Origin of the sequence: Rhizobium sp. BIGb0125, from assembly GCF_024810055.1 — a bacterium.
Classification (GTDB): domain Bacteria; phylum Pseudomonadota; class Alphaproteobacteria; order Rhizobiales; family Rhizobiaceae; genus Agrobacterium.
In genome coordinates this window covers 478,299-496,311 of the sequence record NZ_JANUDV010000004.1, presented here as the reverse complement: position 1 = coordinate 496,311, position 18,013 = coordinate 478,299, and the positions used below count along the sequence as shown (strand labels likewise).

Annotated in this window: 12 protein-coding genes; 3 read left to right on the top strand and 9 right to left on the bottom strand. The window is 54.3% G+C overall.

Annotated features, from left to right (window positions below; translation table 11 throughout):
- Positions 1 to 2: 2 nt before the first annotated feature.
- A complete protein-coding gene (locus tag M2418_RS13895; RefSeq protein ID WP_310503206.1) occupies positions 3 to 1,481 on the top strand; it encodes an NAD-dependent succinate-semialdehyde dehydrogenase in 1,479 nt (492 codons plus the stop codon).
- Positions 1,482 to 1,563: 82 nt separating this feature from the next.
- Here M2418_RS13895 and M2418_RS13890 read toward each other — a convergent pair whose 3' ends face one another.
- Both M2418_RS13890 and M2418_RS13885 read right to left on the bottom strand, forming a co-directional pair.
- On the bottom strand, positions 1,564 to 2,538 hold the full coding sequence (locus tag M2418_RS13890) for a transketolase family protein (RefSeq protein WP_250985022.1): 975 nt from the start codon (positions 2,536 to 2,538) through the stop codon (positions 1,564 to 1,566).
- Positions 2,538 to 3,389 carry a transketolase gene (locus M2418_RS13885; RefSeq protein ID WP_259147215.1) on the bottom strand — a complete coding sequence of 284 codons (852 nt, stop codon included), beginning with the start codon at positions 3,387 to 3,389 and terminating at the stop codon, positions 2,538 to 2,540. Before M2418_RS13885 ends, M2418_RS13890 begins: the two co-directional genes overlap by 1 nt.
- Positions 3,390 to 3,942: 553 nt before the next feature.
- On the opposite strand from M2418_RS13885, the gene M2418_RS13880 reads away from it, so the two are divergent.
- A complete protein-coding gene (locus M2418_RS13880; protein ID WP_250985020.1) occupies positions 3,943 to 5,193 on the top strand; it encodes an MFS transporter in 1,251 nt (416 codons plus the stop codon).
- Positions 5,194 to 5,299: 106 nt separating this feature from the next.
- Here M2418_RS13880 and M2418_RS13875 read toward each other — a convergent pair whose 3' ends face one another.
- The 6 genes from M2418_RS13875 to M2418_RS13850 form a co-directional block, all read right to left on the bottom strand.
- The gene (locus tag M2418_RS13875; RefSeq protein ID WP_259147214.1) at positions 5,300 to 8,089 is read right to left on the bottom strand and encodes a TonB-dependent receptor; all 2,790 of its coding nucleotides are present in this window, start codon (positions 8,087 to 8,089) and stop codon (positions 5,300 to 5,302) included.
- Positions 8,090 to 8,200: 111 nt separating this feature from the next.
- Positions 8,201 to 9,196 carry a FecR family protein gene (locus M2418_RS13870; protein WP_259147213.1) on the bottom strand — a complete coding sequence of 332 codons (996 nt, stop codon included), beginning with the start codon at positions 9,194 to 9,196 and terminating at the stop codon, positions 8,201 to 8,203.
- A gap of 102 nt (positions 9,197 to 9,298) precedes the next feature.
- A complete protein-coding gene (locus tag M2418_RS13865) occupies positions 9,299 to 9,814 on the bottom strand; it encodes an RNA polymerase sigma factor (RefSeq protein ID WP_250985017.1) in 516 nt (171 codons plus the stop codon).
- A gap of 440 nt (positions 9,815 to 10,254) precedes the next feature.
- Positions 10,255 to 12,183, bottom strand: coding sequence for a methyl-accepting chemotaxis protein (locus M2418_RS13860; protein ID WP_259147212.1), 1,929 nt, complete (start codon positions 12,181 to 12,183; stop codon positions 10,255 to 10,257).
- Positions 12,184 to 12,629: 446 nt separating this feature from the next.
- Positions 12,630 to 14,573 (bottom strand): methyl-accepting chemotaxis protein, encoded by a 1,944-nt coding sequence (locus M2418_RS13855; protein ID WP_259147211.1) that lies wholly within the window; start codon positions 14,571 to 14,573, stop codon positions 12,630 to 12,632.
- Between the two features lie 596 nt (positions 14,574 to 15,169).
- Positions 15,170 to 15,535 carry a helix-turn-helix domain-containing protein gene (locus tag M2418_RS13850; RefSeq protein WP_250985014.1) on the bottom strand — a complete coding sequence of 122 codons (366 nt, stop codon included), beginning with the start codon at positions 15,533 to 15,535 and terminating at the stop codon, positions 15,170 to 15,172.
- A 77-nt stretch (positions 15,536 to 15,612) separates the two neighbouring features.
- On the opposite strand from M2418_RS13850, the gene M2418_RS13845 reads away from it, so the two are divergent.
- Positions 15,613 to 16,638: a saccharopine dehydrogenase NADP-binding domain-containing protein gene (locus M2418_RS13845; RefSeq protein ID WP_259147210.1), complete on the top strand. Its 1,026-nt coding sequence runs from the start codon at positions 15,613 to 15,615 to the stop codon at positions 16,636 to 16,638.
- A gap of 307 nt (positions 16,639 to 16,945) precedes the next feature.
- On the opposite strand, the gene repB is transcribed toward M2418_RS13845, so the two are convergent.
- Positions 16,946 to 18,013: a plasmid partitioning protein RepB gene (gene repB, locus M2418_RS13840; protein WP_259147209.1), complete on the bottom strand. Its 1,068-nt coding sequence runs from the start codon at positions 18,011 to 18,013 to the stop codon at positions 16,946 to 16,948.

Genomic DNA, 18,013 nt, shown 5'->3' with positions numbered 1-18,013 from the left:
CCGTGACACATGATCTTCGTTCCCGGCTCACTGATCCGAGCCTGCTTGCAGACAAGGCGTTCATCGCTGGCCAGTGGGCAATAGCTGACAGCGGTCGCACACTGGCTGTCGATAATCCCGCAACGGGCAAGGAAATTGCCACAGTGCCCGACATGGGTCGCACAGAGACCGCCCGAGCAATCGACGCGGCATATGTTGCCCAGAAGAAATGGGCAGCCCTGACCGCCGGTGAGCGCTCCAAGATACTGCGCAACTGGTTTGAACTGATAATGGCCAATCAGGAAGACCTGGCGATCATCCTCACCACGGAAATGGGCAAACCGTTGGCTGAGGCGCGCGGCGAAATTGCCTACGGCGCGGCCTATGTCGAATGGTTTGCCGAGGAAGCAAAACGTGCTTATGGCGACATTATCCCGGGCCACGCCGGCGACAAACGGATCATGGTCATCAAACAACCGGTTGGCGTGGTTGGCTCGATAACCCCGTGGAATTTCCCGATCGCCATGATTGCCAGAAAGGCTGCTCCTGCGCTGGCGGCAGGATGCACATTCATCTCCAAGCCGGCAAAACAGACACCACTGTCAGCATTGGCACTGGCGGTCCTCGGAGAGCGTGCCGGCGTCCCGACCGGCGTATTTTCTGTACTGACCTCCGCCTCAAGTTCAGCAATCGGCGCCGAATTCTGCGAAAATGAAAAGGTCAGGAAACTGAGCTTCACCGGATCTACAGAAGTTGGCCGTATCCTGATGCGTCAGGCCTCGGACCAGATCAAGAAACTGAGCCTTGAACTTGGCGGCAACGCGCCATTCATCGTGTTTGAGGATGCCGATATCGATGAGGCCGTCGAAGGCGCAATCCTTTCGAAATTCCGCAATGCCGGGCAAACCTGTGTATGCACCAACCGCATCTATGCCCATGACAGCATCTACGACACATTTGTCGAGAAATTAGCGAAAGCCGTGGCAAATCTGAAAATCGGCGACGGCCTGCAAGAAGACATCAAACTCGGCCCGCTGATCGACAAGGCAGCTGTGGCCAAAGTCGAGGAGCATATAGCCGACGCCCTCTCAAAAGGCGCCACACTGGTTGTGGGCGGCAAACCCGATGAGCGTGGTGGGTGTTTCTTCCAACCAACCGTCCTGCGCGACGTTCATCAGGGCATGGCTGTTGCACGCGAAGAAACATTCGGACCGCTCGCTCCGGTTTTCCGGTTTAGCGATGTCGACGAAGTCATCGAGATGGCCAATGACACAATATTCGGGTTAGCCGCCTATTTTTATGCTCGTGATCTGTCGCGTGTCTTCAAGGTGGCGGAAGCACTTGAATACGGCATCGTCGGCGTCAACACCGGGCTGGTATCCACCGAAGTCGCACCGTTTGGTGGCATTAAACAATCCGGCACCGGCCGCGAAGGTTCGAAATACGGCATGGATGACTACATGGAGCTAAAATATATCTGCCTGGGTGGCATCGGGAGCTAAACGTTTCTATTGTCACAACAAAAATGGCGATCTCCCAAGAGACCGCCATTTTTTCAAGCCCGTTTTTACGGACCACGGGAGATCAGACCAGACGTGATGCCACGTCTTCAATACCGGCCGCATCAAGTTTGTAGTGGCGGTAAAGATGGGTTGGCGGGGCAATCAGGCTGTATTCATCCATGATACCGTGACGCACCAATCGAGCCGCACCCGGGTTTTCCGCCATCACTTCAGCGACCGCGGAACCCAGACCACCAAGAATATTGTGCTCTTCCACCGTCAGGACGACTTTGGAGGCTTTGGCCGCTTCAAGAACCGCCTCAACATCGAGCGGCTTGATGGTGTGCATATCGATCAAACCGACGGAGTAACCCTTGGCGTTAAGCGCCTGCATGGCCGCTTTCGCGCCATGTACCGGCATGCCGCAGGCAATGATGGTGAGGTCCTTGCCGATAGCATGAACCTTCGCCTTGCCGATCTGGAATTTTTCCGTGTCGTCATAAACAACCGGATCGTGACCACGATGGGTTCTGAAATAGATCGGTTCCTTGTATACAGCAGATTCCAGCAAAAGCTGCTTGTACTGCTGACCATCAGAGGGTGAGATAACCGTTAGATCCGCGATGGCCCGCATGGTGGAAATGTCTTCCGTGGCATGGTGGGACGTGCCGTAAAAGCCCATGGAAATGCCGGTATGATGCCCGATCAGCCGCACCGGCTGCGCGCAGTAGGCCACATCCATGCGAATCTGTTCGCATGTCAGCAGACCGATGAAAGACGCGAAGGTTGCGACATAGGGAATAAGCCCGGTCGTCGCCATACCAGCGGCGGCAGACACCATGTTTTGTTCGGAAATACCGAACTGAACAAAACGATCGGGGTAACGTTCCGCGAAGGCAAAAAGGCCGTTGGAGTGCTGAAGGTCGGCAGTGCCTGCAGCAATGGGATGACCAGCTTCGACAAGTTCAATCAGCGCATCGGACAGCACGGAAAGCGACGGCGCCTTCTTGTTGAGATCGCGATATTGCCAGGATTGTGGGTTCTGTGGGGCGTTCATTATTGGACTCCATCTAGAATGGTCTGGCGCGCGCGCTCTTCATCATCCGGGGCAAGCCAACCAAGATGCCAGCCAGGCTCCGTTTCCATGTAATCAATGCCCTTGCCTTTCAGCGTCTTGGCAATGATGCAGCATGGCTTGGTACGCTCGCGGTCGGCCTTGACCTCACGGAGTTTTTCGGTGAGCTCAACAATGTCGTGGCCATCGACCACATGCACTTCCCAACCGAAAGCACGCCACTTTTCATCCAGTGGCTCGATTGCAATGACATCGTCCACCTTGCCATCCAGCTGATAGCCGTTGCGGTCAACGATGGCGATGACGTTGGACAGGCCGTGGCTGGACGCGTTCAATGCCGCTTCCCAGACCTGGCCTTCCTGCATCTCGCCGTCACCCAGCAAGACAAAGACGTCGAAATTCTGCTTCTGGATCCGCGCGCCATGCGCCATGCCAACACCATTGGATAGCGCATGGCCGATAGAACCTGAGCTGAAGTCGACACCCGGCACCTTGCGCATGTCAGGATGGTCACCCAAAGGGCTGCCAAGACGCGTATAGTCGTCCAGCCATTCTACGGGAAAGAAATCAAGATCAGCGAGAATGGGAAACAGACCAACCGCCGCATGGCCCTTGCCCATCAGGAAGCGATCACGATCAGCCCATTTCGGCTCTCCACGCCGAATATTCATCACGTCATAATAGAGTGAAGAGAAAATCTCGGCGCATGAAAAGACGGACGAATAGTGTCCGACCTTGGCGATGCTGATAAGCCGAATGGTCTCCAGTCGGACGAATTTCGCCCGCTCCTCGAGACGGGCAATCAGCTCCGGCCCCAGTTCGGTGTTCTGCATAAACATATCTCGCTTTTGTCGTTACGAGGCACGCCCCGACCTCCGCCGTTTCCGGCGGCGCCCGGGCCAGCTCCTCCACTGTGGCCCCTGCCGTTCAGTAAAAAAAACATACGAAGAAAAATATCATGCGTCAAGCATGATGCATCATATATGATATTGACTCATGTTTTACCTGAAATCCGCCCCTCCGGTTTGACAGAAAGTTTGGGGGTAGCGTCGCAGACTAACGCAACCAAGCAGCCCCTTCAGCCAAAAATTCAATTTTCAGCGATGTCGCAAATTGGACACTAATTTGTCGTTTCCGGCATTCCAATTTGGTCGTAATAAGAGGAGATTGCCGCCGAATTTGATTATTCGGACTGGCTCAGCAACGACGCTGAAACGGTTCCGTCAGACTGGATTATCCCTTTGTAAAAACATCAGTATTTACGACCAATATGTCGTTACCTGTTTCCGGCAATGTCCAGCTTGATCTGTGTAAAACCCAATGAATGCCAATGTTTGCAGGTACTCATCAGCCTTCCCATATCCTCCCCCCTGAAATGAGATACTCATGTCTATGCAACTCCTGGCAAAGGTGTTGGCTCCGCTACTCGGCCTTTTTATTCTAAGTGTCGGAAATGGCTTCCTGTCATCGCTTACCACCCTGCGGCTTGACGCCAGCGGCGCATCCGCCACCATGGTTGGCATTGTTTCTTCCGCCTATTTTATTGGCCTCACGATCGGCGCACTGTTCCACGACCGACTGATCGTGCGGATAGGTCACATTCGCGCCTATAGCAGTTTTGCATCGCTGGGCGTCGTTAGCATCCTGATGCAGGCACTGTCCGCGGACTGGACCGTCTGGATCCTCGCGCGTCTGGTTTATGGCTGGACGACAGTTGGTATTTTTCTTGTCATCGAAAGCTGGTTGTTGCTTGCCGCCGACCAGAGTGTACGCGGCCGTCTGCTGGCTTTGTACATGATTTCCTTTTATGGCGCTGGCGCTCTCAGTCAGGTGTTGCTTGGATCCGTTGCAGGCCTGGGAGAAACTGCACCGTTCATCACCGCAGCGATGCTTGCCTCACTCTCGGTTCTGCCAATTGTGATCTTGCCGCGCATAACACCAACAGTGGAACGGGTGGAAGCACTCAAACCATCCCGACTGTTTCAGATGTCGCCGAGTGGCGTTATCGGCTGCTTTGGTTCTGGTGTCGCAATTGCGGCAATATATTCGCTTCTGCCGCTTTATCTCCAACATGCTGGTCTGCAGGTTGAAGAGGTCGGTCACATGATGGCCAGCGTCATCCTAGGCGCTATGGTGCTGCAATATCCAGTGGGACGCTGGTCTGACCGGCAGGACAGACGTATCGTGCTGATCACACTGGCATTCATTTGCCTGTTGTTGTGTGCTGCCATTTTGTTGCTGCCACATACGTCGACGACACTCATGATCACCATGTTCCTGTTCGGCGGCGGCGTGTTTGCCATCTATCCGGTATCGGTCAGCTTTGCGGCCGACCGCGCCTCATCAGAATCGCTGGTACCGATCATTCAGGGTCTGCTGCTGATAAACTCCCTTGGTTCGGCCATAAGCCCAATCGCCATTTCGCCCGTCATGAACCATTTCGGTGCGTCCGGCCTGTTCTGGTCACTGGCTGTTCTCAACGTCGGCCTGATATCATTCTTCTTCTGGAGGCGTGGTGTCCGCCCGGAATCGAACCACGTTGCGCCATTTGCAGCAACAACCGCGATGACGCCGGTTGGCGCGGAACTGCGTGTCACCGACGAAATGATCCAAGGCGTACACGACAACGAGACTTGATCGGTGTGAAGATGCGGCCTGAGCATTCAGGCCGCATGCTTGCAAAAGTTTATTCGAGATCAGACCCGCCGATCCCGAGTGTCGTGCCAACGGCCTGGTGCCTCATTCAAAACGGTGAGATCAAAACTTTGCGGTCATGTTGACACGGAACGTACGTCCCGGAGATGGCATAAGACCAAGCGTCCATGTAGTAAACGTCGGTAACGTTATCGACGGCGAGGTCGATATTGACACTGTCATTGACCTTATAGCTCGCGAACAGATCAAGCAGTGTGTATTTCGACCAATTGACCACGGTCGTATAACCACCGGTGTCATTGCTGGTCATGGTTCCTCGGTCGCCAACAAAAGTCACACGTCCGCCAGCTTCCAGAGCCTCTTCCATTAGCCGGACACCGGCTGTCAGCGAGGCGGATTTGCGAGGCGGCAGATGCAACTGGGCATAACCGTTCTGAATGCCGGAAGATCGGCAATTCACGCCAAGATTCAACTCTGCAGCACAAAACTCGGTCTTGTCGTAAACCGTGCCACCGATATCGAAGTAGCCCCACCCGACGTCATAACCGATCGACGCCTCGTAACCGCGAAACAAAGCGCTATCGATGTTCTTGACCGACACATCCGGGTAGTTTGTACGGGACAGATAGTCCTTCACATTATTGTTGAAATAGGACGCCTTGAACCGCACCTTATCCCCGCCAAGCAGAACATCCTCCTGAAGAACATTGATACCGATTTCCGTGTTGCGTGAATGCTCCGGTCTTACGCCAACCAGCGGGTTGGTATTGAATGAAAAACCGGTGGTCGATTCAAACAGACTCGGCGAACGAATTGCTTCGGAATATTTCGTGTAAAGCTGAATGCCGTCCCACGGCTCGAGCGTTGCGCCGATCATCGGCGCCCAGCCGCTGTTTTTCTCTTCGTTATGCAGGGTGGAACCATAATTGGTGTTGTTGTCATAAGACTGCGTCCACGTGTAACGGATCGCACCATCGAACTTCAGCCAATCGGTGGGTTTCCAATCGACGGCAGTAAATGCACTGGCTTCCTTGCGCCATCCGTCACGCGAGGCGAGCAATCCATTGGAATCAATATTCACATGACCGGATGGCGGTTCAATGGTCTCATACACAAAGGATCCGCCAACTGACACACCGACTTCGCCCCAGTCCGTGTCGATCTCAGATGCGTTGACGACGTCAAAACCGTAGCGTTTGGCGATATCCCAATAGGCTTGCGGCAACTCCAATGTTCCGCCGAAAGGAAAGCTGAAGGCATAAGGCGTAACAATCTTGGTGTCGGTGTCTGTCATCCAGAGGTTGGCTTTGAGATCGATCAGATCGTTTTCTTCCGGGTTCCATTTGTACCCTGCGCGGTATGTGTTGACGGAAACCTCACTGAGAGGTGCCTGCGTTGCGCCATCAAAACGGATGATCACCGACGGCATCATTTCACCAAACATGCTGTGATACCGCATGTAGCTCATATCAAAGGTGTGGCCGCCGTCCAATTCCAGTTTCGACTTCAGCATATAGGACGTGTTATCCTGAGAGGTATTGAGAACCTCCTCACCGCCTCTATAGCGGTTCAGGCCATTTAGAGAGAAAACCGTATAGTCTGTAATCCGGTCCGGAGTGCCACTTCGTCCCGGACGAATAATCGTGTCATAGGATTTTTTCAGGACGGGTGTCCTGCCCCGCGTTCCGGCGAAATAGTTGCCATTCTTGCGTCTTGCATAGGCGCCGACGACCTCGAACATGTCATTGCGTCCGGCAATTGCGACACTACCATTGCCGGTGGTCGGGGTAAGAAAAGCAGGGCGGTCCAAACCGTAGGGGCTGCCCGAGAGCAAGTCATCAGGAATAGTATCGACGGCGCAGGGGGTGTAGTTGCAACCGGTAATGAAGCGGGACTTTGCCAAGGGCGGATAACCACCCGGCGTGCCAACGGCTGGCGGTGTGGTCGTATTGCTCATCAAGCCACCACGCACCCGAATACCCCAGTTTTTATCACCCTTGATAATATCGTCTGCATTGATGGTTTCCATGCGTACAAGGCCGCCGGTTGCGCCAACACCATAGACGCTGGCAGAGGGACCTTTTTCGATAACAACGCCACCAATCATGTCGGGATCAACATAGTTGCGTGAGGCGACGCCAGAATAACCGCGGTAAACCGTGTTCTGCTGCGTGGTGCCATCAACAACCACGGGAACACGGCCAAACCCCTGCATACCGCGAACGTTCACGTCGACAGCACCGCTGTTGCGGTTATCCCCGGTCAGAACACCCGGCGTTCCCTTGATAAAATCGCCAACCGACGATCCGCGAAACCGCTGAACCTTCTGTTCACTTAGAAACGCGCTGCTGCCGGCGTTGCGATAATTGGCATCCTCGTCGGCCAATACGCCAAGCGTTGCTATGCGCCCTGTCTTGCCGACGATCGTGATCGGATCAAGCAGTATTGAACCACTCGCATCGACGGGACCAGTCGCAGCACTGTCGCCGACAATCAACGCTGCAGAATTTGCTCCACTCAAACGGATGCTGACGCCGGTACCGGCAACAAGCTGCTGCAAAGCCTGCGATGGCGTGTAGCTGCCAGCAACAGCAGTCGAGGTTTTGCCGTTGACCAGCGCGGAAGAGTAGCTGATCTGCCAGCCGGTCTGGCGGATAAAGGCATTGATGGCGGATGACAGAGGCTGTGCAGGAATGGAGAACTTGACGGCATGATCGGCAACCAGCGCGGCATTCTGTTGAGCCTGTGCAAACGTGGTCGTGCCGGTAAAAACAAATCCCAGAACAGTGGATGCCATCAGCAGCGACACCACGCGCAAACGGCTTTGCTGTCTGCCAGCGGTCTTTGCAACGCCGCCTTCAAAATTCTTATGCCCCATTCCCAAACCCTTCTCATCAATTCCAAAGGGCCCTGCTCACATCATGTTGGCATGGGCCTTCGTATTCTTTGACGAACGAGGTGTGGCGAGTCGGAAAAAATAGTTGAGAATTTAACGAAGGATTATGATCCCGCCCGGCAGACGCGTCATGGAGACACCTGCTGCATCCGCGAGTGTCTGGATTGCAGCCTCAACATTGTCGAGACGATAGTTACCGGTCACAGCCAACTGGTCGTGACGTTTATCGACCATAACGACCGTACCTCTGTAGTAACGCTGCAATTCACTGAGCACGCGGGAGAAGGGTTGGTCTTCAAAAATAAGGCGGCCATCGCGCCATGCAAGCGCAGTTGATAGATCGGCCGGAGAGATGGCCGAAAGCGATGCTCCACTGGCAAAAATCATCTCGCCGGGGCGAAGATTGGCTTTCTCTGGCTGATTGCCGACACGGCGAACCTCGACAAGCCCGTGTTCCAGTACCACACGGTCGGCCTCATCGTCGCGACGCACCGAAAACGCCGTGCCCCTCACTTTGACTTCACTGTAACTTGCCACTACGCGAAATGGATGGGCCGGATCTGGCTTAACGTCAAAAAACGCCTCTCCCTGCAACAGCTTGATATTGCGCTTTCCATCAGCAAAATCGACGGCAACCGCAGACGCGGTATCCAGCGTCATCACCGATCCATCCGGCAGCGTCACGCTAGACCTGTCGCCAACGGTGGTGAGGTAATCAGCCTCCCACCGCAACATCATCACCGGATATTGCCATATACCGATGGCCATCACAGCGGCGGCCGCCATGGCAGCAAAACGGCGCGTCCAGCCAAGGTTTTTTGTTTTGACCTCCAGCTGCGGCACGGGTGTTGCCGGAAGGCTCTGTACTGCCTTTTTGAATGCGGGCGCTCCCCACATCTCTTCAAGTTCGCGATAATGCTGCGCGTGAAGCGGGCTCGTCGCAATCCAACGTTCAAAGGCAGCTTGGGTCGCCGGATCAGGTGTTGTGTTGCGCAGGCGGGCAAACCACTCCAAGGCGTCATCCACGATGGGATTATCGTGTTCGAAGCCGCTCTGGTTCATATCCTGATCGTCGTCCTGTGGTGCCACTCAAGCCGTCCAATTGATGCTGTTTTCGCGCCTTTTATATATGAGACGCTCGACGCGCTGAAATTCAGCAAAGAAAGTTATCCCGTTTTCAAAACCGGGGAGTTATCGACTGTCAAAGCGGGCAAGCGTTTCGCGGCAATGGGCCATGGCAAGCTTGAGGTCATTGAAAACGGTTCGCTCTGAAATATCGAGATGTTCGGCGATCTTTCGGTTGGACCACTCTTCGATCCTGCTCAGTCTCATCACGGTCTGCGTTCGCTCAGGCAATCCACTCAGCGCCTTTTGCAGCGCATGAAAACGCTCCCTATCCAATATTGCCGCCTCAATCGACGGCACATTGTCAGGAATGGTCTGCAGAAAATCGTCGCTCACACCATCGGCTTCATAGGTCGAGCGCATTTTGCGATGGCGCTGGTGATCAAGAGCCAAGTTGCGCGCGGTCTGGTGAAGGAATGCTTCAATATGGTCTATTGAGCCGTTTTCTATCGCCCGCCGGGCACGCAGATAGGCTTCCTGCGCGACATCCTCAGCGATCTGTGGATCACCAACGATCTTCATGACCGCCCAGATCAGGGAGCGTCGGCGAGACTGGAAAATTGCATTCAGGGCTGCGGACAAATCAGCCTCCCGCGCCCTTCAAATCTGTAAAGCCAAACACTACTGCACATGTCAATTTCGCCTGAGACGCTGGACGGCTTATGCGTTTGCAGCACCCGCGCCACAGGGCTTAGTCAAGGTCAAATGGGATTGCAACCATGCGAGACGACGCTGAAACATGCGCGTTTAGCCCCCCGCTAAAAAACATGAGTATTCTACACATATTTTCTATTTGATTTTACTGCATGAATCGCGGTTCGTTCAGCCACAGCTGATGCTTCATGATTGGTGGCATTTTTTTGGAATGATGAATAAAATTTTCGTCATCGAATTGCATGTGGTACCGGCCTCCGCACACGATGCTGGAAAAGCGAATGTCGCAGCTGTGCATCCCCATCATTTCGTAACACGCAGTGACGGGGATGCAGTTCTTTCAAAGCATTACCTATCTCATGGGAAGATCAAAACTCTTCCCAGCTATCGGACGCCGTGCTGAGTGCCGCATTGCCGGAGAAGGCTGACGCCACCTTGCGTGCAAGATTACGTGCTGGTGATGCCGCTGGAACGTCGCGCGCTTGTGCTGGACGAACAGCAGCATATTGAGAACGGCCAGACAGTTTGAACTGCGCCAGAAGCGCATTCAGCGATGCAGCATCACGGGCAAGGCCGTGGCTGGCTGCGGTGGATTCCTCTACCATCGCCGCATTCTTCTGGGTGTCCTGATCCATCTGGTTTACCGCAGTGTTGATCTGCTGCAATCCGGAGGACTGTTCCTGTGCCGATTCAACGATTGCGTTGACGTGGCGGTTGATCTCCTGCACCTCAGCGACAATCGTTTTCAAGGCTGTACCGGTTGCGCCGACAAGTTCAACCCCGTTCTGTACCTGCTGGTTTGAGTTGTTGATCAAAGCCTTGATTTCCTTGGCCGCGTTTGCGGAACGCTGCGCCAATTCGCGCACTTCCTGTGCAACAACAGCAAAGCCCTTGCCGGCTTCGCCAGCGCGTGCTGCTTCAACACCTGCGTTCAGTGCCAACAGGTTGGTCTGGAAAGCAATGTCATCGATGACGCCGATGATATTGCTGATCTCGCCCGAAGACTTTTCGATCTGCTCCATGGCGGCAACGGCATTTTGTACAACGGCGCCTGACTTTTCAGCACCGGCCCGTGTCCGGCTGACCAGCAACCCGGCTTCATGGGCACGGCTGGCCGCATCTTTGACGGTCGTTGTGATCTGTTCAAGGGCTGCAGCTGTTTCTTCGACGGAAGCGGCCTGCTGTTCAGTCCGTTTGGCAAGATCGTCGGCGGCAGATCTGATTTCAGACGAACCGGCCTCAATGCTGCTGGCATTCTCAGCAACCTGTTCCAGCGCCAGCTGCAACTTGCTTGCTGACGCATTGAAGTCGCCGCGAACTCCATCCAGCACAGATGTGAAAGGCTGTTCGATGCGATAGACGACATTGCCGTCGGCGAGATTGCTGAGGCCTTTAGCAAGGTTTTCAACGGCAAACTTGACCTCGGATGCTTCGCGGGCACGCTGTTCTTCCCGTTCAACGCGCTCCTTCTCCGACAGACTGCGGTTTTCATCGGCTTGCAGTTCAAGGCGGGCCCGTTCAAGGGCATTATCACGAAAGACTGCAACGGCTTCGGCCATTTGGCCGATTTCATCCTTTCGTACGAGGCCGTCGATGTCTGAACGAACATCACCGGCGGCCAAAGACGCCATGCGTTCACGCAACCGTGCCATCGGCGCGGTGATACCTTTTTGAGCAATGGCGAGGCTGGTTGCAATCGCGATTGCGATGCCGGCCAACAAGGCGCAAGTCGTGTAAAGGATTGTTTGTGACACTGAATTCGATAGTTCTTCGCCACCTTTGGTCAAAGCTTCGGCCATAACGACATTGTTGGCACCGAATTTCGGTGACAGGTCAATCACGGCTTTGTCGAGCATCGCGGAAAGTTTTTCGACCTCTGCAGAGTTCCCCTCCGCATGGGCTTTCAGCACCTGATCACCAATCGATTTCAAATTGTCGACCAGAACGAGGATTTCGTTCATCGCCTCTCTACGAGACGGCACGAGGTCTGCCACCTGCGCAAGGCGCCCACGCGCGCCAGCAAGTTCCTTAGTAAAACGCTCGGAAAAGTCCTTGAAGGCGGGCGATGCTGGATTTTGAGCCAGCGCACGCGTGAGCCAAGTCGTCGCGGTCCAGGTTCCTGCTGCGCCACGGGGACCGTAGTTTGCACCAAGGCTTTCATGCTGGAGAAAGCCGAAATAGGCCGTGTTGGCCTCGGAAAACTTCAAAGTCAGGTGCATCAGACCAGCAAGTGAAATGAGGCTGAGAATGGCGATCGCCATAAGAAATTTGGTTTTGATTTTTAAATTTTGGAGCATCGGAAAAAACCTCGGTGCGGGGCAGAGGGACTAAGCGTTTGGCGTCAGGCATGTGAGGAAGAAAAAAGGAAACCGCCTGAAAAGGCGGCGCACATCATGCGCGCTGGTGACCAGATTTGGTCGCTATGTTCCAAGCCAAAATGCTAGGAGAAGAACAATAAGAAAATCTTACCTTTTGCTGCGCTGCAACATAAACTTCGAAAAAATCTATCGGGATAACGGCGATGATCGACATTTTCGTCTTTTCGAAACCACAAAACCCGACAAAGCCGAGAATATTCTTTCCTATGCACGGCAAACTGACGGTTATATCGAACTCATAAGGTCCGATATGGGTCGCGTGCAAATGAAACCGCACAGGCTTAAAACAAAACCACCCCACCCGGACACGCCGGATGGGGTGGAGTTGTCATCAAGATTCGTCAACCGCTAGGGTTGCACAATTATCAAAACTCTTCCCAGCTATCAGCAGAAGGCTTCAGCGCGGCATTGCCTGCAAATGCAGCCCGAACTTTGCCACCGAGCGCACGCGCCGGAGAGGCAGCCGGCCGATCAACCGGGGATGCCGGGCGAACGTTGGGAGAAGCAGAGCCATATCCATTGTCAGACAGCGTGAACCTGGACAGCAGCTGGTTGAGCGACAGCGCCTCGCGTGCAAGTCCGTGGCTTGCAGCGGTGCTTTCTTCGACCATCGCAGCGTTTTTCTGCGTGTCCTGATCCATCTGGTTAATAGCGGTGTTGATCTGCTGCAAACCGGATGACTGTTCCTGCGAGGATTCTGCAATCGCAGCAACGTGGCGGTTGATCTCCTGCACTTCTGCAACAATCACCGACAATGCATTGCCGGTCTCGCCGACCAGTTGCACGCCCTGCTGTACTTGGCTGTTTGAGGTTGTGATGAGGTTCTTGATTTCCTTTGCAGCACCTGCAGAACGCTGCGCAAGTTCACGCACTTCCTGCGCAACAACCGCAAAACCCTTACCGGCTTCACCGGCACGCGCGGCTTCTACACCGGCGTTCAGCGCCAACAGATTGGTCTGGAAGGCGATTTCGTCGATGACGCCGATGATGTTGGAAATCTCACCTGCAGATTTTGCGATCTGTTCCATAGCCGCGACGGCCTTCTGAACAACCTCGCCAGACTTCTCGGCGCCGACCTTTGTGCGGCTGACGAGCTGGCCTGCTTCCTGCGCACGTTTTGTCGAGTCCTGAACCGTCGTCGTGATTTCTTCTAGTGCTGCAGCGCTCTGCTCAACAGCAGCCGCCTGCTGTTCTGTTCTTCTGGCCAGGTCATCAGCAGCGGACTTGATTTCATTTGCGCCAGCATCGATACCGCGCGCATTCTGGGCAACCTGGTTGAGCGTCGTCTGCAGCTGTTCTGCAGCTTTGTTGAAGTCGCCACGAATACCGTCAAGATTACCAACGAAAGGCTGTGCAATCCTGTAGGTGACATCGCCATGCGCGATCTTAGAAAGAGCTGTGGCCAGATTATCGACTGCAAACTGCACGTCTCGCTCTTCCTGTTCTTTCTGCTTGGCGCGTTCAATTCGCTCTTTTTCAGACAGCGAACGATTGGCTTCCGTTTCATTCTCAAGGCGAATGCGCTCAATGGCACCTTCACGGAAGACCTGTACGGCAGCGGCCATCTGGCCAACTTCATCCTTGCGGTCCATGCCGTCAACGCCTGCGGCCGTGTCGCCATTTGCCAGCGAAGCCATCCGTTCGCGAAGACGGGCAATCGGCATCGTGATGCCACGCGACGAGACGTAAAGGCCAAGCGCAATCAGCAGACAGGACAGGATGACAATGCCAGTAATGCTCTTGAAAATCGTGCTGTTGGTATTTGCAGTAAGCTCGTCGCTACCCTTGACCATTCTCTCTATGAGTTGCTCGTTACCGGCACTGATTTTTGGCGAAACTTCGCCCAGCTTCTTGAGGAGCTCCAGCGCCATCTTCTGAGCATCTGCAGTTTGTCCTGCCTGCATCAGTGCAATAGTGCGTTCTCCGACAGCCTGAACCTCTGCAACGCCGTTAAGAATGTCACGCGCCGCATCGGCGCGCGATGGAATAAGCTTTACGATCGTGTTCTGGCGTTCTTCAAGCTGCTTGCTGTCAGCACGGAACGTCTTGACGGCGTTTTCAAAATCGCTGCTGCCAGCTTCATTGAGAGTGGCACGGAGAACCTGCATGCCCAAGGCATTGAGGTTACCACTGGTTCTGGCGTTCAAGACCGCTGCAACACCGTTATTGGCGATGAACTCACTATAATTATTATCAGTGTGTTTATATTGCAGGCTGACATAACCCAGGCCAGACAACGAAACGATACTCATCAAAGCAATTACAAAAACGACTTTTGTTTGTATCTTGGCATTTTTCAAAAACGACATATAGACCTCAAGCCAGACGGCCTCGAAACCGGCCCTACGGGGGCAGTTTGTGAGCACATGATAAGACATTGCAGGTAGGTGGGCCCACTCATCGGGCGACAAGCGGCAATGCTGTTGGCAACTGCATCATGCAGGGCAAGAGCGTGATCCGATTGTTCTACCGGCTCCAGCCTTGAAAGCGGGAACCTGCAAATTGTACATTTTGCGAAAAGTTTAAATTAAGTATTACTTTATTCATACAAACAATCATGGAAAGAGATTAAATCCCAATATTTCCAGTTATTTAGTTATGGCAGTTTGTGAGACGCACGGAAGGCTTGAACATCAGGAGGTCAGGCTCGCGGAGCGGCTCGACCGTCTTCTCAAGGTCGTCCGTTAGTTACGGGATATTGTGATGTCAGTGTGTCTGTCTGCATCGCTCCAGGAGATTGCGAAACGAGACGGGCCAACTCGTCGTCATTGAGTCCCATCCCTCTTATGCAAGAACCAAAGCAAGCGCTCCGCCGATGCCAAAAGCCGCATCAATATTTGCCCTTCATGTGTGTTCCCAAACAACAGTTTTTCGATCTAGAAAAATACGGCCCGTGAAAGGCTTCTCAGCGCGCCCACTCGTAAAGCCGCGATAGCATCTGCGTAATCTCCCGTCCTGCATCGGTCAGGGTATAAGTTGTCCGGCGGGGAAAGGTCGATGTGGAGGACCGGGTTACCAATCCCCTTTCGACAAAACCTTCGAGCCGCTCCGTCAGGACTTTCGGGCTAATCTTCGGCAGCGTCTCCATGAGTTCTGAAAAACCGAATTCACGATCGGAGAGACGCCAGAGGATCAACGCACTCCAGCGGTGTCCGAGAAACGTCAGCCAATCCTCAACCGGGCATTGCGACACATGGCGGGGTGCCTGTTTCGTGCCCACTGCCTCACCTCGCAGTCCCTGTTCTTCCCATTTGGATAGTTCAGTTGCCATCTGCTTTATCTGCCATCGGACCAATCGATTCGCCGGAACATAAATTTTTCGGCCTGACATGCAAAGGCGCGACACTAATGGGTGATAACACAACAATCCGACCGGGCGTCATGATCGTCGGCGGATATGGCCATGTCGGCAGCCAGATCGCTCGCCGTCTAAAGAAAGCCGGTCACTATGAGGTCTGCATCGCCGGCCGTGATGAAAACAAAGCCAATGCCATGGCCACGCGTTTGGGATGCAAAGCAACACAGCTTGATGTGCGCGATCCACAAACCTGGAGCAAAGCACTTGCCGCAATTAAGACGGTTGTTGTCTGCATTGACCAAACCGACACCGGCTTCATCGAACATGTTCTGACGAAGGGCTTGCGCTATATCGACATTACTGCCGACGATACGTTTTTCAGAGACGTCGAGCAGCTAGCCCAACTCGCCAGGGCATCAGGCGGAACGGCGCTTCTGTCCGTCGGTCTCGCGCCGGGCCTCACCAATCTGCTGGTCAAGGCCTGTGCCGAGAAACTGGATGACGCGACGGATGCGCGTATCGGTATCTTGCTCGGCCTTGGTGACACGCACGGACCAGCTGCCATCGACTGGACACTTCAGAATTTCAAACGCGCACCCATTGAAAAACTGCATTTCGGTAAAAATGACCGCCCGCACCCGGCAATGGAATTCAACTTCGCAGATCAACACGTGCTTCGCCGCACACGCGGTATCGGCAAGGTTAGAACATTGCTGACCTTTGATAGCGCGACTCTAAGTCGGATTTTATTCCACCTGCTGCCAGTCATGACAAAGAGCGCGTTTCTCCGCCGCCTGGTCAGCAAGAGCATGATGCACATCAGGCTCGGTTCTGATCGCACGGCTCTTTCAGTGGTGGTGACGGGCTCACATAGTGGCCGCGAGGCCACGGCCACCATGTCACTGGAAGGAAGAGAGGAAGCGGCGATCACTGCGTTGGTCGCTGCAAACACCGTGCAGTTACTTACTGACACACCCATCGCGCCCGGCGTATGGCATATCGATCAAGTCGCGTCGATCGAACACTACAGCAATTGCCTAGCCGCCGAGGGCGTAACTTTCTCAGTCGTTGCGTAACACAACGCAATCGGTTTTGGACGTTGAGTGTGAAAGCAGGGACAGATTCTGTCCAACAAGCATAGCTGTGGCACGGAGAGCTATGTGGAGTTTGATGCTGATCTACACCCAAAACCGCACGCCCCGTCGTCAGGTTCTTAATCGGCAAAAATAGCGGCTTTTGCTTCGATTGCGAAGCTCAACGTCCAAATCCATCCGAAATGGCTGGTTCAATCCCAGTTCCAGCCTGCGAGAATCCAGTGTCATCGGTGTAAAAGCCAGAGCGCAACATATTGAACACACGCAGATGTGCTCTGGCCTGTTCCGATCAGCGCTTAGCAGTATGCGCCGTGTATTCCCGCGACAGCAGATCGACGACCTTCTCGATAAATTCCGGATCAATTTTTCCGACAAAGTCGATCCGCGGCGCTTTGCCATCGACGCGCAGTGTCGCAAACACCTTCCCCTTACCGTCGCGGAGTTCACGTGGACGCTGGGTTTTCTGTTTGGCAGGCGGGCGGGCCGAAAGTCGTTTGAACAGCAATTCAAACCGCTGGTCGCTTTGCGATGTGCCGAAACGATCTGTGCCGATCTCGTCCATGGCGTTGCCCTGAGCGGTATCACTCTGCAGCATCTCACCCAACTTCATCCAACGATCACGGCCGGCCTTCGGAGCAGCCCCGATAATAGTGATGAACCGGGCTGGCACTTTTTCCACCACCTGCATGAGGCGGGAGAGCTCGCTTTTCTGAACCGAAAGCGCGTCACCGATCACCTTACGATCAAACCCGCGCTCCGCGAGGTTTCTGGCAAAAATTGCTCTCTCGATGAAGGAAAGATTACGGCGTTCGGCATTTTCCTTACCCTGCGCCAAAACCAGCTCATCATCGCTCAAAGAGCGAATGATTGCCTTGACCGGCTGCCCCAGTTTAAGCGCCGCACGAATACGACGGTGACCATAGGCCGTCTGGTAACGACCTTGTTTTTCCGGATGCGGACGCAGGAGAACCGGCACCTGCTGGCCACTTTCGCGGATACTTTCCAGCAGCACCGCAAAGTCTTCATCATCTACACCCGCCACACTCAGACGGTCCTCGACGAATGAGGCATCGATCTGCGCTGGATCAACGGCCAGAACGTGCTCGCCGTCGCTCATGGCCTGGCGCAGCGCCCTCGCCTCTTCGGCTTCACGGGTCATTGAACCAAGCGACAGGCCCATGGCACGAACTGCACCAGAGGCGCTGCGCGCCGGTGCATTTGTCTCTGTATTGCTGACCGGAGCCACTGGTGCGGGGCTGGCAGGTTTGACTTCTGGCGCCACAGCCGGTGTTGTCGTAACCGGCAGAGAGCCGCCAAACAAAGCCTTGAGTTCGCTTTTACGGGAGTTTCCAACCAT

Excerpts from the sequence above, each read along its gene's own strand:
- M2418_RS13860 (WP_259147212.1), bottom strand. The coding sequence starts at position 12,183 with ATGCTCCAAAATTTAAAAATCAAAACCAAATTTCTTATGGCGATCGCC.
- M2418_RS13855 (WP_259147211.1), bottom strand. The coding sequence starts at position 14,573 with ATGTCGTTTTTGAAAAATGCCAAGATACAAACAAAAGTCGTTTTTGTA.
- M2418_RS13890 (WP_250985022.1), bottom strand. The coding sequence starts at position 2,538 with ATGAACGCCCCACAGAACCCACAATCCTGGCAATATCGCGATCTCAAC.
- M2418_RS13875 (WP_259147214.1), bottom strand. The coding sequence starts at position 8,089 with ATGGGGCATAAGAATTTTGAAGGCGGCGTTGCAAAGACCGCTGGCAGA.
- M2418_RS13885 (WP_259147215.1), bottom strand. The coding sequence starts at position 3,389 with ATGCAGAACACCGAACTGGGGCCGGAGCTGATTGCCCGTCTCGAGGAG.
- M2418_RS13880 (WP_250985020.1), top strand. The coding sequence starts at position 3,943 with ATGTCTATGCAACTCCTGGCAAAGGTGTTGGCTCCGCTACTCGGCCTT.
- M2418_RS13845 (WP_259147210.1), top strand. The coding sequence starts at position 15,613 with ATGGGTGATAACACAACAATCCGACCGGGCGTCATGATCGTCGGCGGA.
- M2418_RS13850 (WP_250985014.1), bottom strand. The coding sequence starts at position 15,535 with ATGGCAACTGAACTATCCAAATGGGAAGAACAGGGACTGCGAGGTGAG.
- repB (WP_259147209.1), bottom strand. The coding sequence starts at position 18,013 with ATGGTTGGAAACTCCCGTAAAAGCGAACTCAAGGCTTTGTTTGGCGGC.